Annotated in this window: 17 protein-coding genes; 10 read left to right on the forward strand and 7 right to left on the reverse strand. The window is 67.3% G+C overall.

Features of this window, described 5'->3' with window-relative positions; genetic code table 11:
* The first annotated feature begins 5 nt into the window (after positions 1-5).
* Positions 6-1,748: a heparinase II/III family protein gene (locus SM191_RS07275; RefSeq protein ID WP_341505599.1), complete on the forward strand. Its 1,743-nt coding sequence runs from the start codon at positions 6-8 to the stop codon at positions 1,746-1,748.
* Between the two features lie 366 nt (positions 1,749-2,114).
* Entirely contained in the window at positions 2,115-3,734 is a 1,620-nt protein-coding gene (gene purH / locus SM191_RS07280; RefSeq protein ID WP_341505600.1) for a bifunctional phosphoribosylaminoimidazolecarboxamide formyltransferase/IMP cyclohydrolase, read from the forward strand.
* A 136-nt stretch (positions 3,735-3,870) separates the two neighbouring features.
* On the opposite strand, the gene SM191_RS07285 is transcribed toward purH, so the two are convergent.
* From SM191_RS07285 to nadB, 4 genes are all read right to left on the reverse strand, one after another.
* Positions 3,871-5,385, reverse strand: a complete 1,515-nt coding sequence (locus tag SM191_RS07285; protein WP_341505601.1) for a lipopolysaccharide biosynthesis protein — start codon at positions 5,383-5,385, stop codon at positions 3,871-3,873.
* 478 nt (positions 5,386-5,863) lie between these two features.
* Positions 5,864-8,635 (reverse strand): DNA polymerase I, encoded by a 2,772-nt coding sequence (gene polA, locus SM191_RS07290; protein WP_341505602.1) that lies wholly within the window; start codon positions 8,633-8,635, stop codon positions 5,864-5,866.
* Between the two features lie 497 nt (positions 8,636-9,132).
* The gene (locus SM191_RS07295; RefSeq protein WP_341505603.1) at positions 9,133-10,272 is read right to left on the reverse strand and encodes a serine hydrolase; all 1,140 of its coding nucleotides are present in this window, start codon (positions 10,270-10,272) and stop codon (positions 9,133-9,135) included.
* A 106-nt stretch (positions 10,273-10,378) separates the two neighbouring features.
* Positions 10,379-11,956, reverse strand: a complete 1,578-nt coding sequence (gene nadB / locus SM191_RS07300; protein ID WP_341505604.1) for an L-aspartate oxidase — start codon at positions 11,954-11,956, stop codon at positions 10,379-10,381.
* 117 nt (positions 11,957-12,073) lie between these two features.
* Between nadB and SM191_RS07305 the strand changes: the two genes are divergently transcribed.
* Positions 12,074-12,820 (forward strand): energy transducer TonB, encoded by a 747-nt coding sequence (locus SM191_RS07305; protein ID WP_341505605.1) that lies wholly within the window; start codon positions 12,074-12,076, stop codon positions 12,818-12,820.
* Positions 12,821-13,135: 315 nt separating this feature from the next.
* Here the strand turns inward: SM191_RS07305 and SM191_RS07310 are convergent, their stop codons facing one another.
* The gene (locus SM191_RS07310) at positions 13,136-14,068 is read right to left on the reverse strand and encodes an ABC transporter ATP-binding protein (RefSeq protein WP_341505606.1); all 933 of its coding nucleotides are present in this window, start codon (positions 14,066-14,068) and stop codon (positions 13,136-13,138) included.
* An 87-nt stretch (positions 14,069-14,155) separates the two neighbouring features.
* On the opposite strand from SM191_RS07310, the gene SM191_RS07315 reads away from it, so the two are divergent.
* Positions 14,156-14,389, forward strand: a complete 234-nt coding sequence (locus SM191_RS07315) for a zinc-finger domain-containing protein (RefSeq protein WP_306997317.1) — start codon at positions 14,156-14,158, stop codon at positions 14,387-14,389.
* A 247-nt stretch (positions 14,390-14,636) separates the two neighbouring features.
* A complete protein-coding gene (gene tldD, locus SM191_RS07320) occupies positions 14,637-16,067 on the forward strand; it encodes a metalloprotease TldD (RefSeq protein ID WP_341505607.1) in 1,431 nt (476 codons plus the stop codon).
* A gap of 169 nt (positions 16,068-16,236) precedes the next feature.
* On the opposite strand, the gene SM191_RS07325 is transcribed toward tldD, so the two are convergent.
* A complete protein-coding gene (locus tag SM191_RS07325) occupies positions 16,237-17,016 on the reverse strand; it encodes a formate/nitrite transporter family protein (RefSeq protein ID WP_306997321.1) in 780 nt (259 codons plus the stop codon).
* A gap of 223 nt (positions 17,017-17,239) precedes the next feature.
* Here SM191_RS07325 and SM191_RS07330 point away from each other — a divergent pair, with 223 nt between their 5' ends.
* Positions 17,240-17,578 carry a P-II family nitrogen regulator gene (locus tag SM191_RS07330; RefSeq protein WP_341505608.1) on the forward strand — a complete coding sequence of 113 codons (339 nt, stop codon included), beginning with the start codon at positions 17,240-17,242 and terminating at the stop codon, positions 17,576-17,578.
* A gap of 16 nt (positions 17,579-17,594) precedes the next feature.
* Complete coding sequence (locus tag SM191_RS07335; protein ID WP_341505609.1) at positions 17,595-18,959, forward strand: ammonium transporter; 1,365 nt, start codon at positions 17,595-17,597, stop codon at positions 18,957-18,959.
* A 256-nt stretch (positions 18,960-19,215) separates the two neighbouring features.
* On the opposite strand, the gene SM191_RS07340 is transcribed toward SM191_RS07335, so the two are convergent.
* Positions 19,216-19,599: an EF-hand domain-containing protein gene (locus SM191_RS07340; RefSeq protein ID WP_341505610.1), complete on the reverse strand. Its 384-nt coding sequence runs from the start codon at positions 19,597-19,599 to the stop codon at positions 19,216-19,218.
* A gap of 147 nt (positions 19,600-19,746) precedes the next feature.
* Here SM191_RS07340 and SM191_RS07345 point away from each other — a divergent pair, with 147 nt between their 5' ends.
* Genes SM191_RS07345 through SM191_RS07355 form a run of 3 tightly spaced genes read left to right on the forward strand, consistent with a single transcriptional unit; the run spans position 19,747 to position 24,253 of the window.
* Positions 19,747-20,967 (forward strand): argininosuccinate synthase, encoded by a 1,221-nt coding sequence (locus SM191_RS07345; RefSeq protein WP_341505611.1) that lies wholly within the window; start codon positions 19,747-19,749, stop codon positions 20,965-20,967.
* A 35-nt stretch (positions 20,968-21,002) separates the two neighbouring features.
* Positions 21,003-22,574, forward strand: a complete 1,572-nt coding sequence (locus tag SM191_RS07350; RefSeq protein ID WP_341505612.1) for a hypothetical protein — start codon at positions 21,003-21,005, stop codon at positions 22,572-22,574.
* A gap of 11 nt (positions 22,575-22,585) precedes the next feature.
* Positions 22,586-24,253 (forward strand): hypothetical protein, encoded by a 1,668-nt coding sequence (locus tag SM191_RS07355; protein ID WP_306997332.1) that lies wholly within the window; start codon positions 22,586-22,588, stop codon positions 24,251-24,253.
* Positions 24,254-24,278 lie beyond the last annotated feature (25 nt).

Genomic DNA, 24,278 nt, shown 5'->3' on the forward strand with positions numbered 1-24,278 from the left:
GCGGGATGCGCAGTCAGGAACAGGGCGGCCCCGCCCCCAACGGCGCGGACAGCATCGAGGAGGGCAAGCGCCTCGTTCGGGTGCAGACCGGCGGCCTGTCGCTTGCCGACCGGTTGAGCGAGCATCTCCACCGGCTGACCTGGCGGACGCCGCTGCATTCGCTGCGGTTGAAGGGACGGCATCCGCTCAAGCTGATGGCGGTGCCCGAGGACCCGATCCTGGGCGATATCGAGCGCGGCCATGCCTTGCTCGGCGGGGTGCTCGACTGGCGCGGCGAGGAGCGTGGGGTCGAATCGATCGACTTCGCCCGACCCGACTGGTCGACGGGGTTCGCCGACCATCTGCACAGCTTCGCCTGGCTGCGCGACCTGTCGACGGTGGCGACACGGGCACAAGGCGCGCCGATCGCCGAATATCTGATGGGCCGCTGGCTCGATGCCTTTGCCGAGACGGTCGATGCGACGGCGTGGCGGCCCGACCTGTGGGGGCGGCGCATCCTGTTCTGGACCGCGCATGCGCCGCTGATCCTGTCCTCGACCGATCTCGTCTATCGCTCGCGGGTGCTCAACACCATGGCACGGGGGGCGCGGCATCTGGATCGCGGCGCGGACAAGGCCCCCGCCGGGGTCGCGCGGATCGCCGCATGGTGCGGGGTGATCGCGGCGGGGCTGTTGCTGGCGGGCGGCGATCCGCGCCAGGCATTCGGCGAGGCCGGGCTGGCCCGCGCGCTCGACACCGGGTTGTTCGCGGATGGCGGCGTCATCGCGCGCAGTCCTTCGGTGCAACTCGATGCCGTCATGCTGCTGACCATGATGCGCGAAGTCTATGACGCACGAGGCTTGGCCTTCCCGGACCCGTTCCAGGCGCGGTTGCAGAAGATGATCTCGGTACTGCTCGGCGTGATGCATGGCGACCGTGCCCTGTCGAGCTGGCAGGGCTCCGGCCCCGAGACGGCGGAGCGGATCGCCGCCGTGATCGAGGCATCGGGCGTGCGGACCCGGCCGCTGCGCCAGGCGGGCGACTGGGGGTATCAGCGGCTGGCGGCGGCGCAGGCGGTGCTGGTCATGGACGCCGCTCCCCCGCCGATCGCACGGGCGATCGAGGGCGGTTGCGCCTCGACGCTGGCCTTCGAGTTTTCGGACGGGGCGCAACGGATCGTCGTCAATTGCGGCGGCGCGCGCGCGACCGTGGCACAGGTGCCCGCCAGCCTGGCGCATGGCCTGCGCACCACGGCGGCGCATTCGACGCTGACCCTGGGTGACTCCAACTCCACCGCCATCCATGCCGATGGCACGCTGGGGCGCGGGGTGGCCGAGGTGGAACTGAGCCGTCAGGAATCCGACGCGGCCAGCCGGATCGAGGCGAGCCATGACGGCTATGTCCGCCGCTATGGCTTCACCCATCGCCGTCAATTGCTGCTGACCGGCGACGGACGCGAACTGCGCGGCGAGGACGCGCTGTTGCCGGAGGGGCGCAAGCGGCAGGCGGGGAGCACCAATTTTGCTTTGCGCTTCCACCTCGGCGACGGGGTCGAGGCGATGGTGACGGCGGAAAGCGGACAGGCGATCCTGCGACTCGATGACGGCGCGCTGTGGCAGTTCCGCTGTCGCGGCGGCACGCTGGCGATCGAGGAGTCGCTGTGGATCGACGGTTCTGGGCGCCCCGTGGCGACGCAGCAACTGGTCGTCACGGGCGAAACTCCGGCGGGCGGTGCGCATGTCAGTTGGGCGTTCAAGCGGGCGCTTTGAGCGCCAATAGAATGCTGGTTCGCGCGGAGGCGCGGAGGACGCGGAGGGGGTTGGCCCGGTGGCAGACCCCTCGGATCACCAATCGGCCGGAAGAGAAGCCTTGTCAGCGCGGCAAAGCCGCCATCTCAGCGTTCTCCGCGCCTCCGCGCGAACCATCCTGATTCCTCCCCTGCAAGGGGAGGTGGCAGGGCGCGGCCCTGACGGAGGGGTGTCGCCCTCTCGGGTAGCGCGACGCCCCTCCACCAGCTTCGCTGATCCCCAGTGGCAGGGGAGGAAAGACCCACATGCCGAATCACATTTTGCGCTTCGGCGAATCGGCGTCTATCGGGTCGGCAAACTCCCCCAGCATGTAGGACTCGCTGCCCGATGGCCGTTTCGCTTCCCTCCGCTCCTTCCGTCGATCAGGTGCCCGTCCGCCGCGCGCTTCTGTCGGTGTCCGACAAGACCGGCGTCATCGACCTGGCCCGTGCACTGGCGGAGCGGGGCGTCGATCTGGTCTCGACCGGCGGCACCGCCAAGGCGATCCGCGATGCCGGCCTGCCGGTGCGCGACATTTCGGAGGTCACCAATTTCCCCGAGATGATGGACGGCCGGGTCAAGACGCTGCACCCGATGGTGCATGGCGGCCTGCTCGCGGTGCGCGACGACCCCGCGCACGCCGCCGCGATGACCGAGCATGGCATCGGCGCGATCGATCTGGTGGTCGTGAACCTCTACCCCTTCCAGCAGACCGTCGCGAAGGGCGCCGAACGCCCCGAGATCATCGAGAATATCGATATCGGCGGCCCGTCGATGGTCCGTTCGGCGGCCAAGAACCATGGCTATGTGTCGATCCTGACCGACCCGGCCGACTATGCCGAGTTCCTGGCCGAACTGGCAGCGCATGATGGCGCCTCGACGCTGAAGACCCGCCAGCGCCTTGCCGCCAAGGCCTTCGCCGCCACCGCCGCTTACGACTCGGCGATCGCCCAGTGGTTCGCCTTTGCCGACCAGGGCGAGGCGTTCCCGGCCACCCTGCCGCTCGCCTTCACCAGGCACCCGGAAACACTGCGTTACGGCGAGAACCCGCATCAGGTCGCCGCGCTCTATCTGCCGCAAAAGGGTGGCCAGGGCATTGCCCAGGCCGAGCAGTTGCAGGGCAAGGCGCTGAGCTACAACAATCTGAACGACGCCGATGCCGCGCTGGAACTGGTTAGCGAGTTCCTCGACGGCCCGCCGACCGTGGTGATCGTCAAGCACGCCAACCCCTGCGGCGTGGCGAGCGGCGAGACGCTGCTCGAGGCCTATCAGGCGGCCTTCGCCTGCGACACGGTGTCGGCGTTCGGCGGCATCATCGCCTGCAACCGTCCGCTCGACGCCGAGACGGCCGAGGCGATCTCGGGCATCTTCACCGAGGTCGTGGTGGCACCGGACGCGAGCGCCGAAGCCCGCGCGATCTTTGCCAAGAAGAAGAACCTTCGCCTGCTGCTGTCGGGCGAACTGCCCAACCCGGCGCGCCCCGGCCTGATGATGAAGTCGATCGCGGGCGGCCTGCTGGTCCAGAGCCGCGACAATGGCCGCCTGACCGACGACATGCTGAAGGTCGTGACCAAGCGCGCGCCCACGACGCAGGAACTCGCCGATTGCCGCTTCGCCTGGACGGTCGCCAAGCATGTGAAGTCGAACGCCATCGTCTATGCCAAGGGCGGATCGACCGCGGGCGTGGGCGCGGGCCAGATGAACCGCCTGGAATCGGCGCGGATCGCGGCGTGGAAGGCCAAAGACGCCGCCGAAAAGGCGGGCTGGGCGGAACCGCGCACCATCGGTTCGGCGGTCGCGTCGGACGCCTTCTTCCCCTTTGCCGACGGCCTGCTCGCGGCGGTCGAGGCGGGGGCTACGGCGGTGATCCAGCCGGGCGGCTCGATCCGCGACGACGAAGTCATCGCGGCGGCGGATGAGGCCGGGCTGGCAATGGTGTTCACCGGGATGCGTCACTTCCGGCACTAAGCCGATCCTCCCCGGTCCGGGGAGGTGGCAGCGCGTAGCGCTGACGGAGGGGGGCTTCGGCGTAGGACGTACCTAGCCGCAATCCCCCTCCACCACCCTTCGGGTGGTCCCCCTCCCCGTGCCGGGGAGGAATATGTTACCGCGTGATCCCGCCCGCGTTGGGCAGCGTCGCCTCTTCCGCCGTCGGCACTTTCCCGAACAGCGCGCGGTCCGCCGGACCGAAGGCCCAGCGCCACAGGATCAGCAGATAGGTCGCCGCGATGGCGGGCTCGCCGAACAGCAATTCGGCCCATTCCAGCCGCTTGGGCAACAGGGTGAAGATGCCCCCCACGATGGCCGCCGCCACCGCCGCCCAGACCAGCGGCCAGCGGAAGGGCGAGACGGGCGCCTTCAATATTCCCGACAGCACCCGTGCCTTGATGATCGAGGTCATCGTCACGCTCAGCGCCAGCGCCAGAGCCGGACCCGCCGCCGCCCATGTCTCGGGCCAGCCCAGCGACCGCATCCCCAGGATCAGCGCGAAGCTGAGACCGATCTGAACCCCCAGCATCGCGATCGAGATCATCAGGTTGCGGTGCCGCGCGGTATAGACCAGCGCCGACTCGCACACCGCGCCCGTCGACGCCAGCACCTCGGCGAACAGCAGGAAGGCGAGCGCGGCGGTGCCCGACACGAATTGCGGGCCGACCACGCCCATCACGCCTTCGCCGGGGATCGACCCCATCAGCGCCAGGCACCCTTGCGCCGCCATGATCCAGAAGGCGACCTGTCGCACCTGTCGCGCGATCGCGCCCATGTCGCCGCTTGCCAGGCTCTGGGTGATGACGGGGCCCAGGATCGGGTCGAAGCTGGTCTTCAGCTTCTGTGGCAACGAGGCGACCTGCTGCGCCATGTAGTAGATGCCGACGATGCGCGGCTCGAACATCACGCCCAGGATGAAGCGATCGACATTGCGCGTGCCCCATTCCAGCGCATCGGCCCCGGCCAGCGGCGCATTGGCGCGGGCGAGGGCGAACACGCGGGCCAGGCGCGGACTCCAGCCATAGGGCAGGCCATAGCTGCGCAGGAACGGCACCAGGCTGGCGATCAAGGCCGCCGTCATCGACGCGACATAGGACAGGACCAGCCCGTCGCGGATGGTGAAGAAGGAAAAGACCCAGGCCGCGATCGAGATGGTCCAGGGCTCGATCACCGCGCGCGCGGTGACGGTCGCCTTGACGTTGTGGCGATAGGCGAGCGCGGCCAGGCTGACGTCCGACCAGGCAACGGCGACGATGATACAGGGCAGCCATCGGTCCAGCCCGGTGATCGCGCTGTTGGGATAGAGAAGCTCGGGGAACGACCATAGCAATGTGCTGGCCGCGACCGAGGCGAGCAAGGCCAGCGCCATCGCGTCCCATACGACATGGACATGTGGCCGCTCGGTCGAGGACAAGGCCTGCGCCAGCCCGCGCTTCATGCCCAGCGTCGCGATCAGCGCCGCCAGTTCGACCACCACCACCGCGATGGCGAAGCGTCCGACCAGATCGGGACCATAGATGCGTCCCGCGATGAACAGGAACGGGATGCGCGCCGCCAGCCGCAGGACGAAGCCCGCGATATTGGTCCGCCCCCCCTTGGCGAGCGCATCGATGTCCTGGGTTTGCGGCATCAGAGGACGCGGAGTCCCAGGGATGGGCGGCCGTCATGACGCCCTCCCCCGAAAGGATTCCCCTGTGAAACTCGACCCAGCACCACCCCGGCCACCGCCGGGGTGGTGGATGGTGTTGGGCGACGTCCCGACTTTCGCAGAGGTTTGCTGAAAGGGGATCGCTGCAAAAATCGCCTTTCGGCTCCCCCTGTCCACCACCCCGGCGAAGGCCGGGGTCCAGTTGGGAAGCGATGGAAGCAACTTACCCATGCCATCCCAAATGGATCCCGGCCTTCGCCGGGATGGTGCGACGGGTTCTGCAACGATCCCGTGGAAGGCGAGGCGGCAGGCAGGAGGTCTGACGGAGGGATGTCACCGGCGGTGAGGATCGGTGCCGTATCGGACCGGCGCGCCCCTCCACCATGGCTATCGCCATGGTCCCCCTCCCCAAGCCGAGATTGGAGAGGAATGGCGTAGGGATCGGGGCGACGCGTGGCGATCAATGCGCCACGCCCCAGCTTTTGCCGAACCCGATCTCGACACCCAGCGGCACCGACAGCGACACCGCCGGTTCGGCCGCGCCCGCCATCACTTCGCGGATCACCGCGCCCGCCGCCTCGGCATCCGCCTCGGGCGCCTCGAACACCAGTTCGTCATGGACCTGGAGCAGCATCCGCACATGGCCCAGGCCAGCGGCGGCCAGCGCGGGTTCCATGCGGACCATGGCGCGCTTGATGATATCGGCGCTGGTCCCCTGGATCGGCGCGTTGATCGCGGCGCGTTCCGCCCCCTGCCGCTCGCCCTGGTTGCGCGAGGCGATGCGCGGGAAATGCGTCTTGCGGCCGAACAGGGTCTCGGTGAAGCCCTTCTCACGCACGCTCGACAGCGTTTCGGCGATATAGCGGTTGATGCCGGGGAAACGCTCGAAATAGCGGTCGATCATGGCTTGCGCCTCGTCCGCCGACACGTCGAGCCTTCCGGCAAGCCCCCAGCGCGAAATGCCGTAGAGGATGGCGAAGTTGATCGTCTTGGCGCGCCCGCGCGTGTCGCGATTGACCTCGCCGAACAGTTCCTTGGCGGTCAGGCTGTGGATGTCGTCGCCATTGGCGAACGCCTCCCGCAGTGCGGGTACGTCGGCCATGTGCGCGGCCAGCCGCAATTCGATCTGCGAATAGTCGGCGGCGATCAGGACATGGCCGTCCTCTGCGATGAATGCCTCGCGCAACTGCCGCCCGACCTCGGTGCGGATCGGGATGTTCTGGAGGTTCGGCTCGGTCGAGGACAGGCGGCCCGTCTGCGCGCCGGTCAGGCTGTAGCTGGTATGGACGCGCCCCGTCTTCGGATTGATCTGCGCCTGGAGCGCGTCGGTATAGGTGCTCTTCAGCTTGGAAAGCTGACGCCATTCCAGGATCTTGCGCACGATCTCCGCCGCCTCGCCACCGTCGCGGGCCAGGCGTTCGAGTTCGGTCACGTCGGTGGAATAGACGCCCGACTTGCCCTTGCGCCCGCCCTTCAGGCCCAGCCGGTCGAACAGGATTTCACCCAATTGCTTGGGGCTGCCGATGGTGAAGGGGGTGCCCGCCATCGCATGGATTTCGCCCTCCAGCCCGGCGATCTGCCCGGCGAACTCGGTCGAGAGTTGCGACAGCCGCGTGGCGTCGACCTTGATCCCGCGCCGCTCCATGCCTGCGATGACCGGCACCAGCGGGCGGTCGACCATCTCGTACACGCGCGTCGCCTGCTCCATCGGCAGCCGCGCCTTGAACCGCTTCCACAGGCGCAGCGTGACGTCGGCATCCTCGGCGGCGTAGCGGGTGGCGAGTTTGAGATCGACTTCGTGGAAGCCCAACTGCTTCTTGCCGGTGCCGACCACCTCCTTGAAGGCGAGGCAGGTGTGCGACAGATGCGTCGCGGCCAGTTCGTCCATGCCATGGCCGTGCAGGCCCGCATCGAGGTCGAAGCTCATCACGATCGTGTCGTCATGCGGCGCGATGGCGATGCCCCGCTCGCCCAGCACGATCATGTCGAACTTGAGGTTCTGGCCGATCTTGAGGACCGACGGATCCTCGCACAGCGCCTTGATCCGCTCCAGCGCCGCCGCGACCGGAATCTGCACCGGCACTTCGGACAACAGGTCGGTGCCGCCATGCCCTAACGGAATGTAGCACGCCTTGTTGGGCGCGAGGCACAGGCTGACCCCGACCAGTGCGGCCTGGGTCGCGTCGGTCGAGCTGGTTTCGGTGTCGATCGCGACGAAGCCCTGGTGGCGCGCCTCGGCGACCCACTGGTCGAGCGTGTCGAGGTCCTGCACCGTGGTATAGCCGTCGAGGTTGCACGGCGCGTCATCGTCCATCGGCGCGGCGGGCGCGGTGTCGCCGACGGGCGTGGGCGCGGCGTCCTCGGTGATCTGCCCCATCTTGGCGATCAGCGAGCGGAAGCCGTGATGCTCCAGAAAGGCGCGCAAGGGGGCGTCGGGGATGCTGGCATGGAGCGCCAGTTCCTCCAGCGGCTGGGGCAGCGGGGCGTTGCACTCCAGCGTGACCAGCCGCTTCGACAGCCGGGCATTCTCGGCATGTTCGATCAAATTGTCGCGAAGCTTGCCCTTCTTCATCTCGGGCGCGGCGGCGAGGACCGATTCGAGGTCGCCATGCTCGGCGATCAGCTTGGAGGCGGTCTTCGGCCCCACACCCGGCACGCCCGGCACGTTATCGACGCTGTCGCCCATCAGCGCGAGCACATCGCCCAACTGCTTCGGCCCGACGCCGAACTTCTCCTGGACATAGGCCTCGCCCAGACGGCGGTTGTTCATCGTGTCGAGCATGTCGAGGCTGCCATCCTCGACCAGCTGCATCAAATCCTTGTCGCCCGAGACGATCGTGACCTGCCAGCCTTGCGCCATCGCGGCGCGGGCATAGCAGGCGATCAGGTCGTCGGCCTCCAGCCCCGCTTCCTCGATGCAGGGCAGCGAGAAGGCGCGGGTGGCGTCGCGGATCATCGGGAATTGCGGCACCAGATCGGGCGGGGGCGGGGGCCGGTGCGCCTTATACTGGTCGTACATGTCGTTGCGGAAGGTCTTGGACGACTTGTCGAGGACCACCGCCATATGGGTCGGCCCATCGGCGGCGTTGATCTCGTCCACCAGCTTCCACAGCATGGTGGTATAGCCGTACACCGCCCCCACCGGCTCGCCATGCTTGTTGGTCAGCGGCGGCAGGCGGTGATAGGCGCGGAAGATATAGCCGGAGCCGTCGACGAGATAGAGATGGGGCATGATCCGCGCGGTTTAGCGGATGCGGGGGAGGGTAAACAGCCCCTGATGGTAGCGGTTTTTCGGGTTTGTGGCGGATGGGCCACGTTGGGGCTTATACATACCGATGGCGCGCATGGGTGGTAAGCGGACGTGATACGCCATTTTCAGTACCCAAGCGCGAGCCTGATTGCCCAAGGCAGGGTTCCGATGACTAGTAGAATTACGGATGGAGCCATTAGACGCTTTCGGCTCCAAACGCTGATACCAGCGCACAGCAAAGCTGCTAGTAGCGGAATTGGCGCGAAGACGTGCCACCATAGCAGTGCCTGTTCAAAACAAGTGCCGTAGTACAGCTTCTCCGAACCCATACCGAGCAGCGGCCAAATCAAGAGCTGCGGCAGGATCGCCAAGCCGACAAGATCAAAGGGAAGCTGACGAGCATTCACCCGCTCAGCGTAGACTTCGCGCCGCGTGGCTGCAACTGGGCGAGAGCAGTCCTCCGTCTTCAAGCGTCCCGATCAGTTCGCCACCGCCACCGGTCCTCTTGGCGGCCCCGCCGCGTCTGCCACCGCCGCCGCGACATTCTGGATCAGCAATTGCCGCTTGCGGATATCCTCGGTCGTGTCGCCGATCATCACCGCGATGGCGAAGCGGCGGCCGTCCGGCGCGGTCAGCAGGCCGACATCGTTGAAGCCCGCATTGCGGCGGCCCAGATCCTGGCCGGTGCCGGTCTTGTGCGCGATCGTCCACCCCGAAGGCACGGCGGCGCGCAGGCGGGCATGGCCGGTGCGCGAGGCCTCCATCGTGTCGATCAGGATGCGGGTCGAGGTTTCCGACAGCAGCTCTCCACGCGCCAGCCGGGCGAGCGCATCGGCGATGGCGATCGGTGCCGCACCGTCGGGCGGATCGCCGACATAGGCGTCGAGCGCGGCGGTCCGCGCCGAGGGATCGAGCCGGTTGCGCGCCGCCTGGAACGCGCCCGCCATCGCGAAGGCGGGCTGCCAGGTCAACCCCGCCGTCTTCGCCTGGAGCAGCCGCTCGCCGGGACCGAAGCGGATATCGCCCAGCCGCTTGTTGGCGATCATCGTGCGCACCGCCTGCGGTCCGCCGACATAGGTCAGCAGCCGGTCGTTCGCCGTATTGTCGCTCATCGTCAGCGCACGGTTCAGCAATTCGCCGACCGTGGTGTGGTATCCGTCGCCCTTGACCAGCATCGCGATCGGCTGGTGAAAGACGGTCAGATCCTCGCGCCGCACGACGATCGGCTCGTCCAGCCGGGCACGGCCCTGATCGCGCAAGTCGAGCAGGGTGATCGCGACCCACAGCTTGGACACGGATTGCTGGGGCAGGCGCTGGCGACCGCCCGATTCGACCGTCCAGCCATCGTCGACCGCACGGACCGCGATGCCCTTCTTGCCCGAGAAACCGGCGGACAGACGATCGATCGCGTTGACCAGCCCGCTGGGCGCGGCTGGGGCGCGGCTGGGGCGGGGCGGGGGAAGCGGCATCGACACGACGGGCGCGGGGTCGGGCACGCTGGGCGCGCGGGCGGTACTGCCGGGCCGGGTATCGGCACCACAGGCCGCGAGGCTCAGAAAAAGGAAACCGACCGGCCAGATACGCGGCCCGCCGTTCGATACTGGTTTCGTCACCGCCATACCCCGCTGAACCCGGATATCCTTACGCGTTGACCGGAAGGGGGAAATCCCCCTGCACATGGCTTGCGACGAAAAGCCGCAACCGCACGATAAAGCGCGAAACCCTTTATGGAATCAGGACGGTGTCGACCGCCTCGGGCAATGTATCGGGATAGTCGAGCGTATAGTGCAGCCCCCGGCTTTCCCTGCGATGCAGCGCGCAACGGACGATCAGTTCGGCGGTCTGGAGCAGGTTGCGAAGTTCGATCAGGTCGGGCGTCACGCGGAAATGGCCATAATAGTCGTTGATCTCGTCGGTCAGCATGCGGATGCGGTGCTGCGCGCGTTCCAGCCGCTTGGTGGTGCGCACGATGCCGACATAATTCCACATGAAGCGGCGGATTTCGGTCCAGTTCTGCTTGATGACCACCTCTTCGTCCGAATCGGTGACGCGGCTTTCGTCCCAGGGGCGAATGTCGGGGGGCGGGGGCAGCTCGTCCCAATGCGCGGCGATATGGTTGGCGCACGCCTCGCCATAGACGAAGCATTCCAGCAGCGAGTTGGACGCCAGCCGGTTCGCGCCGTGCAGTCCCGACTGGGTGACTTCGCCCGCCGCGTATAGGCCGGGCAGGTCGGTGCGCCCGTCGCGGTCCACGATCACGCCGCCACAGGTATAATGCTGGGCGGGCACGACCGGGATCGGCTGCACCGTCATGTCGATGCCGAGGCTCAGCAGCTTTTCGTGGATATTGGGGAAATGCTCGCGAATGAAGGCGGGCGGCTGGTGGCTGATGTCGAGATGGACGTAATCCAGGCCCAGTCGCTTGATCTCATGGTCGATCGCCCGCGCCACGATGTCGCGCGGGGCCAGTTCGGCGCGGGGGTCGAGATCGGGCATGAAGCGGTGGCCCGTCTCGGGGATTTTCAGGTGGCCGCCTTCGCCGCGAACCGCCTCGGTGATCAGGAAATTCTTGACCTGGGTGTTGTAGAGGCAGGTCGGGTGGAACTGCATGAATTCCATGTTCGACACGCGGGCACCTGCGCGCCAGGCCATGGCGATACCGTCGCCGGTCGCCCCCTTGGGCGCGGTGGAGAATTGATAGGTTCTCCCCGCGCCGCCCGTCGCCAGGATCGTCGCGCGCGCCTTGTGCAGCACCACGCGGCCCGTCCGCCGGTCGACGGCATAGATGCCCCAGACATGACCCGCGCCCGAATAGCGCATCTCGTGGCGGCTGGTCGCCAGGTCGATCGCGACTTGGTCGGGGACCATGGTGATATTGGGATGCGCGTCCGCCGCCTTCAGCAGCGCGTCGAGCACCGCCCAGCCGGTGGCATCCGCGACATGGACGATCCGCCGATGCGAATGCCCGCCCTCGCGCGTCAGGTGGAGCATATTGCCCTCGGTCGCGAAGGGGACGCCGAGCTTTTGCAGCCGCTCGATCGCGGCGGGGGCGTTCTCGACCACGAACTCGACGGTGGCGCGGTCGTTCAGCCCCGCGCCCGCGACCATCGTGTCCTCGATATGGCTGTCGAACGTGTCGCCGGGTTCGAGGACGGCGGCGATCCCGCCCTGCGCCCAGGCGGTCGAGCCCTCGTTCATCTTGCCCTTGGCCAGCACCGTCACCTTGAACCGGTCGGCCAGGTTCAGCGCCGCGGTCAGCCCGGCCGCGCCCGACCCGACGATCAGGATATCGGAATCGGTCATGCGCGGGCTCCTTCGGGCGCGGTGGCGGGGGACATGGACGCCCTGTGGCACGGACGGGGGGCGGTGGACAGGGGGTAACGGCTTGCCGGAGGCGGTGGGCCTTCCCACCTTCGTCCCATGACGCTGGCCCGGCCCGATTGGCGCGACCGTTTGCGCGCGGCGATCCCCACGGGGTTGATCGTGGGCGGCATGGGCTATGCGCTGGTCATCGGGTTGGGCTTTGCGCCGAGCCTGCCGTCACCGTCGCAGGCGCTCGACAGTTTCGATGTGGTGCCCCCGGCCCCGCCGCCACCGCCCCGGTCCCAGCCCCAGAAGGTGGCGACCCATCGCCCGCGCGGTGCCGCCGCCCCGCCCAATATCCGATCGCAGGCGACCCAAGTGGTGGCTCCGCCGCCGGTCGTGGTGTTGCCCCCCATCGCGCCTGTCATCGTCGCGCCGGTCGCGGGGACGGGGGCGGATGCGAGTCAGGGCGCGTCCGACAAGCCCGGCCCCGGCACGGGGGCGGGAGGTGTCGGAAACGGCACGGGCAGCGGCGGATCGGGGGCCGGCGACGGCTATGGCGACGAAACCCCGCCGCGCCGGATCAAGGGACGGATCAAGGATTCGGACTATCCCGAAGCCGCCGCCGATGCGGGCGCGAGCGGCACGGTGCAGGTCCGCTATTTCGTCAATGTGGATGGCCGGGTCAGCGGTTGCGTGGTGACGAAGAGCAGCGGCAATGCCGCTTTGGACGAGACGACCTGCCGGTTGATCGAGCAGCGATACCGTTACGACCCGTCCCGCGATGCCGATGGGCGACCGGTGCGGTCGATCATCGTGGTGAATCAGGATTGGGTGCTGGAGCGGGTTCCGGCGGAGCGGTAAGCGCTGGGGCATGGGCTTCGGCTTTGACGCATAGCGTCAAAGTTTATCCTGAGCGGCTGGCTTGCCAGCCAGCCGAAGGGCTCAGCCTGAACGGAGGATGGGGCTTTTTTGAGGTTCGCGCGGAGGCGCGGAGGACGCGGAGGTGTCGGGCGCGCTGAAACGTCATCCCACACCGATGACGGCCTGTTGTGACGGACTATCGAACGCGCTTGGCGGAACACCTCCGCGTCCTCCGCGCCTCCGCGCGAACAAAATCTCTTTCCCCAAACCCCGTTCAGGCTGAGCGAAGTCGAAGCCCAAGGCAATCCCTCAGTCTCAAACCCCCACGCTCCGCGTCAACGACAGGAACACGTCCTCCAGATCGGCTTCCTTGGTCGAGACATCGACGATCCCGAACCCGTCCGCTTGCACCGCCGCCAGAACCTGCCCGGCATTCACCTTGTCCTTGGCATAGGTGATCTCCAGCGTGCGCGCGCCCTTCAGCACGATCCTGCCGAAACTGGCATGGTCGGGGACCGCCCCCACGTCGCGGTCGACGGTCACCGCGACGACCTTTTCCTGCGCCTTGCCGACCAGTTCGCGGGTCGGCTCGTTGGCGACCAGGCGACCATGGTTGATGATCGCGATCCGGTCGCACAGCTCCTCGGCCTCTTCGAGATAGTGCGTCGTCAGCACCACCGTCACGCCCTGTTCGTTCAACTGGCGGACATAGGCCCAAAGCTGTTGCCGCAGTTCGATATCGACGCCCGCGGTCGGTTCGTCGAGCACCAGCACGGGCGGCGAATGGACCATGGCCTTCGCCACCATCAGGCGGCGCTTCATGCCCCCCGACAAAGTGCGCGAATAGGCATTGGCCTTGTCCTCCAGATGCACCGCGCGCAGCAATTCCATCGACCGCCGCTGCGCCTTGGGCACGCCGTACAGGCCGCCCTGAATCTCCAGCGTCTCCAGTGGCGTGAAGAAGGGGTCGAACAATATCTCCTGATTGACGATGCCGATCGACGCCTTGGCATTGCGCGGATGCCGGTCGATGTCGAAGCCCCAGATCGACGCCGAGCCTTCGGTCTTCATGACCAGTCCCGCCAGGATGTTGATCAGCGTCGATTTCCCTGCGCCGTTCGGCCCGAGCAGCCCGAATATCTGCCCGCGCGGCACATCGAAGCTGACCCCGTCGAGCGCGCGCTTGCCGCCCTGATAGGTCTTGGCGATGCCCTGGATCGAGATGGCGGCTTCGGTGGGATTGGTCATGGCCCTGCGATAGGCCCGCGCGGGCAACAGGCCAAGCCGGTTTTCGGCAATTGCACGGGGCCCCGCGCCTTGCTATCGCGCGGGACTATGTTGCCGCCGCCCGAAACCACCCGCGTCACCCAGACCCGCGTCGCCTGCGACGGCGCCACCGACATCCCCGGCGGAGCCGCGCTCGGCCATCCGCGCGTGTGGCTCCAGATCGACGAGACCGGCTATGTCGATTGCGGCTATTGCGATCGCCGCTTCGTGCTGATCGGTGGCCCGGCGGATGGGGTGGACCAGGCGACTCTCCCGGATCACGGCGACGGCGCCGGGCGCTAAGCCCCCCACGCGAATAGAGACTCACGCCCCTCCCGTAGACGAGTTTCAGGTCGGTCATGCCCCCGGCATGACCTAAACGATGCGGGGCATCGTTTACCTGAAACTGGGATGGGGAGGGTTTTGCAGCAGGCGACAGTCTCGGTGAGACCCCATGCCCTCCCCCGACCCCTCCCGCCTGCGGGAGGGGAGAAGAAGGAAATGCCGCTCGGCGATTTCAAACCTCGGTCCGGCATCCTATATCTTCAAAATGACCGCCACCGATCCCCGCTCGTTCCTCTACCGCGACACGCTGGACCCCGACGCGGCATTGCGCCTCACCGCCAATGCCCTGTCGCGCGCGGACGATGGCGAACTCTATCTGCAATATAAGCGCTCCGAAGCGTTCGGCTTCGACGACGGGCGGCTGAAGACGGCCAGCTACGACACCCATTCGGGCTTCGGCCTGCGCGCGGTGTCGGGCGAGATGACCGCCTTCGCCCATGCCAACGAACTGTCCGAGGCGGCGATCCAGCGCGCCGCGCAGACCATGGCGCTGATCGATCCGGCCAAGGGGGCCGCCGCACCTCCTCCACAGGGGACCAACCGCCACCTTTATACCGCGACCGACCCGCTCGACCTGATCCCCTTCGCCGAGAAGGTGTCGCTCTGCCAGACGATCGACGCCGCCGCCCGCGCGCGCGACCCGCGCGTGGTGCAGGTGTCGGTCGGCCTGTCCGGAAGCTGGAGCGTGGTCGAGATCGTCCGCGCCGACGGCTTCGTCGCAACGGACGTGCGGCCGTTGGTGCGGCTCAACATCTCGGTCGTGGTCGAGCAGAATGGGCGGCGCGAGACGGGCAGCTTCGGCATCGGCGGGCGCTATCTCTACGACCGGCTGGTCGCGCGCGAGACCTGGGAGCGCGGCATCGACGTCGCGCTGAACCAGGCCCTGGTCAATCTCGATTCGGTCGCCGCGCCTGCGGGCGAGATGACCGTGTTGCTCGGGCCGGGCTGGCCGGGCGTGCTGCTGCACGAGGCGATCGGCCACGGGCTGGAAGGCGACTTCAACCGCAAGGGCACCTCGGCCTTCTCGGGGCGCATCGGCAAGCGGGTCGCGGCCCCCGGCGTCACCGTGGTCGATGACGGGAGCCTGGCCGACCGGCGCGGTTCGCTGTCGATCGATGACGAGGGCACGCCGACGCGCGAAGTCGTGCTGATCGAGGATGGCATCCTCAAGGGCTATATGCAGGACCGGCTCAACGCACGGCTGATGGGCGTCGCGCCGACCGGCAATGGGCGGCGCGAGAGCTTCGCCCATGCCCCGATGCCGCGTATGACCAACACCTTCATGAAGGGCGGGCAGGACGATCCCGCCGAACTGCTGTCGCGGGTCAGGAACGGCATCTTCGCCAAGTCCTTCGGCGGCGGGCAGGTCGATATCGTTTCGGGCAAGTTCGTCTTCTCCTGCACCGAGGCGTACCGGATCGAGAACGGCCGCTTGGGCGCACCGATCAAGGGTGCGACGCTGATCGGTGACGGCCCGAGCGTGTTGACCAAGGTGACGGGTATCGGCAACGACTTCGCGTTGGACGAAGGCGTGGGGGTGTGCGGCAAGGGCGGGCAGAGCGTCCCCGCCGGGGTCGGCCAGCCGACCTTGCTGGTCGAAGGGCTGACCGTCGGCGGCACCGCGCTGGCGGCGTAATACGCCATTTGTTCCTTGCAGGGGATTGGCGCAAAAGTGCAACTTCCCATCCTCCCTCGCGCCACCCCGGCGAAGGCCGGGGTCCAGTTGCGTCGTGATGGGAGGGACTGACTAACGGCTCGCCAACTGGATCCCGGTCTTCGCCGGGATGGTCCTGGCGGGTTTTGCATCAGGCTCGCTTGTTCAACGCCCCATGCCCCGCCCCCAGCAACAGCGCGATCGCGCCACCGCCGATCAGGTTGCCCAGCGTCGACAGCGCCAGATTATGCGCGATGCCCGCGATCGGTACGCCGACCGGATCGAGCGCATGGCCCAGCGGCAGCAACGTCATGTTCGCGATCGAATGTTCGAACCCGGCGGCGACGAACAGGGTAACGGGCGCGATCACCGCGATGATCTTGCCCGCGACCGTCTCCGCCCCGCTCGCCATCCAGACCGCCAGGCACACCAGCATATTCGCTAGGATGCCCGAGGCGATCAGCATGCCGCTCGACTTGGCGACCTTCGCCATGGCGGTTTCGCGTGCGACGGCGGCAAGTGCGCCGTCCACCGCCTCCGGCCCGCCCGCCGCGACGAACAGCGCGACGACGATCAGGCTGCCGACCAGATTGGCGCACCACACCAGCCCCAGCGCCTTGGCCAGACCCATGCCCGTCACGCGGTGCTGTGCAAGGGGAAGCGACAGCATCGCATGGCCGGTGAACAGATGCGCGCCCGTCACCATCACCAGCATCAGCCCGGCGGAAAAGGCGAGGCCCGCCAGAAGATGCGTCGCCCCCGCATCCGAGGGCATGCCGGCGCTCGCGATCAGATAGGCGATCCCGCCGAACCCGATCTGCAATCCCGCCGCGATGCCCAGCCACAGGATCGGCGCGACGCCCGCCTCTTCCCGTTCGGCCAGCGCGTCGGCCACCGTTCCTGCCAGCGGCTCGCCGGATGTGTCGGCCATGATGGGCTCCCTTCATCTACCTGAAAGGCAAACCGGCGGGACGCGGCTTTGCTCCGAAACCGTGCCTGAAATTTAGGCAGAGATGGCCACTTGCTGTTTTTTTGATGCGCAAAAAGAGGCGATCCGATCCGTCTTCCATCGCCTCCGCGCGGGAAAGTCACGAAATCGTAAACTGGCACATCCTTTGCGAGGCGGGTCGGCGGGTAACGCAAAGGGGGCGCAGGTGAAGCTGATCATCGCTATCATCAAGCCGTTCAAGCTCGACGAGGTGCGCGAAGCGCTGACCACGCTCGGCGTGGCGGGCATGACGGTGACCGAGGTGAAGGGTTTCGGGCGGCAGAAGGGCCAGACCGAAATCTATCGCGGGGCCGAATACAGCACCAACATGGTGCCCAAGATCAAGATCGAGGTCGTCTGCGTGTCGGAGATCGCCGACCGCGTCGTCGAATCGATCCAGGCCGCCGCCAACACCGGCGCGATCGGTGACGGCAAGATCTTCATGCTCGATGTCGGCCAGGCCGTGCGCATCCGCACCGGCGAAACCGACGAATCGGCACTCTGAGCAAGGGGGGATTTCGATGAAGCACGTCACCAAATTGGCGACCGGTGCGACGGGCCTCGGCCTGACGCTGTTCGCCGCCCTGCCCGCCTGGGCGCAGGACGCCGCGTTGCAGGCACCCGCCGCCGCCGCACCCGCCGCGACGGTGAACAAGGGCGACACCGCCTGGATGCTCACCTCGACCGTGCTGGTCATGATGATGATCCTGCCGGGCCTGGCGCTGTTCTATGGCGGCCTGACCCGTGCGAAGAACATGTTGTCCACCATGACGCAGATCGGCGCGGCGGCCTGTCTCGCGATGCTGATCTGGGTGATGTACGGCTATAGCCTGGCCTTCGGGCCGGACGTGTCGGGGGGCGCGTCCAACTTCATCTCCGGGCTGGGCAAGGCGTTCCTCAAGGGCGTCACGCCCGCCAGCCAGGCGGCGACCTTCACCGCGGGCGTCGAAATCCCCGAATATGTCTTCATCTGCTTCCAGATGACCTTCGCCGCGATCACCGCCGCGCTGGTGCTGGGCTCGGTCGTCGAGCGGATGAAGTTCTCGGCGGTCATGGCCTTCGTCGCCGTGTGGCTGACCATCGTTTATTTCCCGATCGCGCACATGGTGTGGGCGTCCTCGGGCCTGTTCTTCAAGGCGGGGGCGCTCGACTTCGCGGGCGGCACGGTGGTGCACATCAACGCCGGCGTCTCGGCGCTGGTCGCTTCGCTGATCCTCGGCAAGCGCATGGGCTATCCGACCACGCCGATGCCGCCGCACTCGCTGACGCTGACCGGTGTCGGCACCGGCCTGTTGTGGGTCGGCTGGTTCGGGTTCAACGCGGGCTCGGCACTGGAGGCCAATGGCTCGGCGGGTCTGGCGATGATCAACACCTTCGTCGCGACGGCCTCGGGCGGCCTGTTCTGGATGCTCGCCGAGCGTCTGGCGGGGCATAAGGGTTCGGCGCTGGGCTTCTGTTCGGGCATCGTCGCCGGTCTGGTCGCGGTCACCCCGGCGGCGGGCAATTCGGGTCCGTTCGGCGCGATCGTGCTGGGCGCCATCGCCAGCGTGGTCTGCTTCTATGCCGTCTCGGTTCTCAAGCCCAAGCTCGGCTATGACGATGCGCTCGACGCCTTCGGTGTCCATGGCATCGGCGGCATGATCGGCGCGATCGGCACGGCGGTGGTCTATGCCCCGTCGCTGGGCGGCCCGGGTGCGGCGGATTACGCCATGGGTTCCAAGCTGCTGGTCCAGCTCGGGGCGGTCGCCACGACGATCGTCTGGGCCTCCATCGGCACCGTCGTCGCCATGTATGTCGCCAAGGCGATCACCGGCCTGCGTGTCGCCCCCGAAGTCGAGCAGGAAGGCCTCGACCTCGGCGAGCACGGCGAGCGCGCCTACAACTGATCGGGAGCGGGGGCGACAGACCCCCGCTCCCCACGACGTTCCTCCTGCGGACGACCTAAGCCCGGTGCGGCAACGCACCGGGCCTTTTTTTTGTGGGGTAGCAGGCGCTCCGTCTGCGGCCCGCTCCCCTTCATGACCAACCTCCGTTCGCACTGAGCGAAGTCGAAGTGCACGGGATAACGCTCGCGGACAGGGCTTAGCGTGGCCTTCGACTTCGCTCAGGCTGAACGGACGTTGGGGAATGGGAAATGGGCGCTTACCGTCCCTTGGGCCCGGCCACCGGACCGGCGGGGCGCGCGCCACCTTGCGCCGCCTTGGCCGCTTCATATTCGTCGAAGGTGCGCGACAGCAGCGCCTGCGCCTCCGCCTCGGTCACCTTGCCGTCCTTGTTGGCGTCGGCCTTGTCGAACCACAGGTCGGTCAGCCGCTGGGCATGGACCGCGTCGATCTGCTTCTTGCCATTGCCCATCTTCATGATCGCGGCCTTGACCTCGGCCTTGGTCAGCACGCCGTCGCGGTTGGTGTCGCGCGCCTTGAACTCGCGCGAGAATTTCGCGGCGGCCGACGCGCGGGTGTCCTGCGCCAGGGCGGGTACGGCGAGCGACGCGGCGATCAGACCGGCGAAGAGGAAACGGGTCATGCACGGGACTCCAATACGGGGCATCATGGCCGCTCCTGACGGCCTTTGGCTGTCGCCGCAATGAACGAACCCAAGCGAAGGTTGCGTGGGGCCGCGACAGCGCATAGGGCGCGAGGCAAATCCATCCCCTCTCCGAAGGACTTTGCCGTGAGCGAAGATATCAAGCGCGTCGTCCTCGCCTATTCGGGCGGCCTCGACACCAGCGTCATCCTGAAGTGGCTGCAGCAGCATTATGGCTGCGAGGTCGTGACCTTCACCGCCGATCTGGGCCAGGGCGAAGAACTGGAGCCCGCGCGCAAGAAGGCGGAGATGGCGGGCGTGAAGCCCGAGCACATCTTCATCGACGACCTGCGCGAGGAGTTCGTCAAGGATTACGTCTTCCCGATGATGCGCGCCAATGCGCTGTACGAGGGGCTGTACCTGCTCGGCACCTCGATCGCGCGGCCGTTGATCGCCAAGCGCCAGATCGAGATCGCCAAGATGGTGAATGCCGACGCGGTCAGCCACGGCGCGACCGGCAAGGGCAACGACCAGGTCCGTTTCGAGCTGGGCTATTATGCGCTGAACCCCGATATCAAGGTCATCGCGCCATGGCGCGAGTGGGACCTGACCAGCCGCACCAGGCTGATCGAGTTCGCCGAAGCGCACCAGATCCCGGTGTCGAAGGACAAGCGCGGCGAAGCGCCCTTCTCGACCGACGCGAACCTGCTCCACACCTCGTCCGAGGGCAAGGTGCTGGAGGACCCGTGGGACGAGGTCCCCGATTATGTCTATTCGCGCACCGTCAACCCGGAAGACGCGCCCGACCAGCCCGAAACCATCACCATCGATTTCGAGCGGGGCGACGGCGTCGCGCTGAACGGTGAGGCCTGCTCGCCCGCGACGTTGCTGACCAAGCTGAACGAACTGGGCCGCAAGCACGGCATCGGCCGCCTCGACCTGGTCGAGAACCGCTTCGTCGGCATGAAGAGCCGCGGCATGTACGAGACGCCGGGCGGCACCATCTATGCGCTGGCGCATCGCGGTATCGAGCAGATCACGCTCGACCGGGGCGCCGCGCATCTCAAGGACGAACTGGCCCCGCGTTATGCCGAACTGGTCTATAACGGCTTCTGGTTCAGCCCGGAGCGCGAGATGCTGCAGGCCGCCGTCAACTACAGCCAGGAGAAGGTGACCGGCACCGTCCGCCTGAAGCTGTACAAGGGCCACGCGACCGTCACCGGCCGCAAGTCGCCCTATTCGCTCTATTCGGAAAAGGTCGTCACCTTCGAGGACGATCAGGGCGCCTATGACCAGCGCGACGCGGCGGGCTTCATCAAGCTCAACGCGCTGCGCCTGCGTCTGCTGGGCCGTCGCGACCGGATCTGATCCGCATAGCCCGTCCTGACAGGGGAAAGGTCGATATGATCGCCGCCAACCGGCAGGACGGGAAGAGATACGAAGAGGCGGGGCTGTGGTGGCAGTCCCGCCTCTTTTTGTTGGCATGCGTGATCCTGTCGGCGGTGCCCCTGCTCTGGCCCGGCGTTGCACCGCTGGACGATATCGGCGACCATATCGGCAGCTACCGCATTCTGGCCGAGGCGGGGCGCGGGCCGCTGGGGCGCTATTATGACGTGCACTGGGCGGCGGTCGGCAATCTGGGTGTCGAGGTGATCGTGCTGGCGCTGCACCGTGTCTTCGGCCTCGACATCGAACCGGCGACCAAGCTGATCCTGCTGGTCATCCCGCCGCTGACGGTCGCGGGGATGATCGCCTTGGCGCGGGCGGCGCATGGGCGGATACCCGCCACCGCGATGCTGGCCTTTCCGCTGGCCTATGGCCCGTCCTTCCAGATGGGGTTCGTCAATTTCTGTCTGGCGCAGGCGCTGGTGCTGCTGGCGCTGGCGTTGTGGCTGTATCTGGCCCGGACGCGGGGGATCGGCTGGCGGATCGTCCTGTTCGCGTTGATCGCACCGGTGATCTGGCTGTGCCACGCGCTCGGCTGGGCGTTGCTGCTGACCTATGCCTTCGCGATGGAGGCGGCGCGGCTGGCCGAAACGGGGCGATCGTGGCGGTCGGCCGTTCCCCGTGCCGGACTGACGGTCGCGCCGATGGCTCTGCCCGCGCTCTGGATGCTGCGGGCGGGCGGGGACCGGGTGGCCGGTGATAGCGGCGGCTGGTATGTGATCTACAAGATCCGTTGGGTCCTGACCCTGTTCAAGGAGCAGTGGTTCGTCTGGGACGCCGCCGCGCTGATCGTCGTGATGCTGTTCGGCTATGCGGTGATCCGGTCGCGCCGCCTGTCGATGCTGCCGCTATTGGCCGTTCCGGCGGCCATCGGTTTCGCGATATTCCTGGCGCTCCCCTATGTTTTCCGGGGCGGTGCCTATCTCGACATGCGGATGCTGGCCCCGGCGGTCGTGCTGGCGATCCTGTCGGTCCGCATCGCCCCGCCAGGGAACCATGGCCGGATCGCGGCGCTGGCGACCGGCTTTTTCGTCGCCCGGTTGATCGGCACGACGATCGCCTTCGCCCAGATCGCGAATGCGCAGGAGCGGGACTGGCAGGCCCTGGACGCCTTGCCGCCGGGTGGCCGAGTGCTGGTGCTGGTCGATGCGCAGGGCGAAGCCGGTTGGGGCAGCCCCCGGCGGTGGCATATCGCCGGTCTCGCGATCGCGCGGCGGCGCATGTTCACCAACACCCAATGGTCCGTGCCCGGCCAGCATCTGATCCGCCCCCGCGTCGCCGATGCCGCCCCCTATGACCGGGACCCCTCCAGCCTGGCCTTCCCGCCCGGCAGCCAGGGGGGATGGGTCGATATCGATACGGCGATTCGGGATTTCGATCGCTGTTCGTTCGATGCGGTGTGGACGATCGGCTTTCCGGCGGGGCGGGCGCGGTCGCCCGACCTGATCCGGACATGGTCGGACCGCGACTCCGCCGTCTATCGCGTTCGGCACCACCGATGCTTGTCGGACGCCCCTTCGGTCCGCTAGGCACTGGCGCCATGAATGGGGGAAAGCTCAACTGGTGGCAGACGCGGTGGTTCGTGGCGGCGATGGCGCTGCTCGCCGCGCTGCCGCTGATCTGGCCGACGGTGCCGCCGCTGGTCGACCTGCCGGGCCATATGGGGCGTTACCGGGTCCAGCTGGAATATGGCAACCAGCCCTGGCTGGCCGACTGGTATCATTTCGAATGGCAGATGATCGGCAATCTGGGCATCGACCTGCTGATCGAGCCGCTGGCGCCGATCTTCGGGCTGGAGCTGGCGGTCAAGCTGATCGTCATGGCGATCCCGGTGCTGACCGTCACCGGCCTGCTCTGGATCGCACGCGAGGTGCAGGGGCGGATTCCCGCCACCGCGCTGTTCGCGCTGCCGCTGGCCTATAGCTATCCCTTCCAGTTCGGCTTCGTGAATTTCGCGCTGGCGATGGCGCTGGCGCTGAACCTGTTCGCGCTCTGGCTGCGCATGGGGCGGCTGGGCACGGTGCGGTTGCGCGCGATCCTGTTCGTGCCCTTGTCCTGCATATTGTGGGTCGCGCACACCTTCGGCTGGGGCGTGCTGGGCGTACTCGCCTTCTCGGCCGAACTGATCCGCCAGCACGATATCCGCCGGGCCAAGGGCGCGCATGGGGTGAAGGGCTGGGTCGTGTCGGCCTTCCATGCCGGGATCGGCTGTATCCCGCTGGCGCTGCCGATGGTGCTGATGGTGGTGTGGCGCTCGGGCGCGGACGTCACCGGCCAGACCACCGACTGGTTCAACTGGCGGTGGAAGATCAACTGGGTCACGATGGTCCTGCGCGACCGCTGGATGCTGTTCGACCTCGCCTCGGTCACGGTGCTGTTCCTCGTCCTGCTGAAGGGCGTGCGCGACGAGCGGGTCGAATATTCGCGCAATCTGGTCCTGTCGGCGGCGTTTCTCTTCATCGTCTATCTGCTGTTGCCGCGCATCGTGTTCGGATCGGCCTATGCCGATATGCGCCTGGCCCCCTATGTCCTGGCGATCGCGCTGATCGCGCTCCGGCCCCGGCGCGGGCTGTCGCTGCGCGGTGCCTCGACCTTGGCGGTCGTAGGCCTGCTGTTCTTCGTGGTGCGGATCGGCGCGACCACGGTCAGCTATGTGATGTACAGCAACGATTATGACCGGGTACTGGCCGCGCTGGACCATGTTCCGCCGCGCGCGCGGCTGCTGACCTTCGTGGGCCGCCAATATTGCGCCGATGTCTGGCCGTCGAGCCGGCTGGAGCATGTCGCGGGCCTCGCGCTGGAGCGCAAGCTGGCCTATGCCAACGATCAATGGTCGATGGCGGGCGGGCAGTTGTTGACCGTGCGCTATGCCCCCGCCAAGCGCTTCGCGCATGATCCGTCCGAGATCGTGACCCAGCGGCGCTGCCGGGGCCAGTGGTGGCGGCCGGTCGAGACCGCGCTGAAGCTGCTGCCGCGCGATGCGTTCGACTATGTCTGGCTCGTCCACCCGCCGCGTTACGACGAAAGCCTGACGCGCGGGATGACGCCGATCTGGCGGTCGGGGCGCGACGTGCTCTATCGGATCGACGACCGCCGTCCGATCATCGACCCGGCGGCCTATGAGCTGCTGAGCCGTCCCTCGCCCGAGGACGAGCATCGTGCCCCACCCGCCCGGCGCAGCACGCCGCCCGGCAAGGACGACGATTAAGAGTCGTTGTCCAAACTCGCTGTAA

The sequence above is a fragment of the Sphingomonas sp. 2378 genome (genome assembly GCF_038084995.1).
GTDB lineage: Bacteria > Pseudomonadota > Alphaproteobacteria > Sphingomonadales > Sphingomonadaceae > Sphingomonas.

Bases quoted from the DNA above. Each gene is read 5' to 3' on its own strand.
- SM191_RS07350 (WP_341505612.1), top strand. From the start codon at position 21,003: ATGATCGCCGCCAACCGGCAGGACGGGAAGAGATACGAAGAGGCGGGG.
- SM191_RS07335 (WP_341505609.1), top strand. From the start codon at position 17,595: ATGAAGCACGTCACCAAATTGGCGACCGGTGCGACGGGCCTCGGCCTG.
- SM191_RS07275 (WP_341505599.1), top strand. From the start codon at position 6: ATGCGCAGTCAGGAACAGGGCGGCCCCGCCCCCAACGGCGCGGACAGC.
- SM191_RS07340 (WP_341505610.1), bottom strand. From the start codon at position 19,599: ATGACCCGTTTCCTCTTCGCCGGTCTGATCGCCGCGTCGCTCGCCGTA.
- SM191_RS07315 (WP_306997317.1), top strand. From the start codon at position 14,156: ATGTTGCCGCCGCCCGAAACCACCCGCGTCACCCAGACCCGCGTCGCC.
- nadB (WP_341505604.1), bottom strand. From the start codon at position 11,956: ATGACCGATTCCGATATCCTGATCGTCGGGTCGGGCGCGGCCGGGCTG.
- SM191_RS07305 (WP_341505605.1), top strand. From the start codon at position 12,074: ATGACGCTGGCCCGGCCCGATTGGCGCGACCGTTTGCGCGCGGCGATC.
- SM191_RS07355 (WP_306997332.1), top strand. From the start codon at position 22,586: ATGAATGGGGGAAAGCTCAACTGGTGGCAGACGCGGTGGTTCGTGGCG.
- purH (WP_341505600.1), top strand. From the start codon at position 2,115: ATGGCCGTTTCGCTTCCCTCCGCTCCTTCCGTCGATCAGGTGCCCGTC.
- polA (WP_341505602.1), bottom strand. From the start codon at position 8,635: ATGCCCCATCTCTATCTCGTCGACGGCTCCGGCTATATCTTCCGCGCC.
- SM191_RS07285 (WP_341505601.1), bottom strand. From the start codon at position 5,385: ATGCCGCAAACCCAGGACATCGATGCGCTCGCCAAGGGGGGGCGGACC.
- SM191_RS07310 (WP_341505606.1), bottom strand. From the start codon at position 14,068: ATGACCAATCCCACCGAAGCCGCCATCTCGATCCAGGGCATCGCCAAG.
- tldD (WP_341505607.1), top strand. From the start codon at position 14,637: ATGACCGCCACCGATCCCCGCTCGTTCCTCTACCGCGACACGCTGGAC.
- SM191_RS07295 (WP_341505603.1), bottom strand. From the start codon at position 10,272: ATGGCGGTGACGAAACCAGTATCGAACGGCGGGCCGCGTATCTGGCCG.
- SM191_RS07325 (WP_306997321.1), bottom strand. From the start codon at position 17,016: ATGGCCGACACATCCGGCGAGCCGCTGGCAGGAACGGTGGCCGACGCG.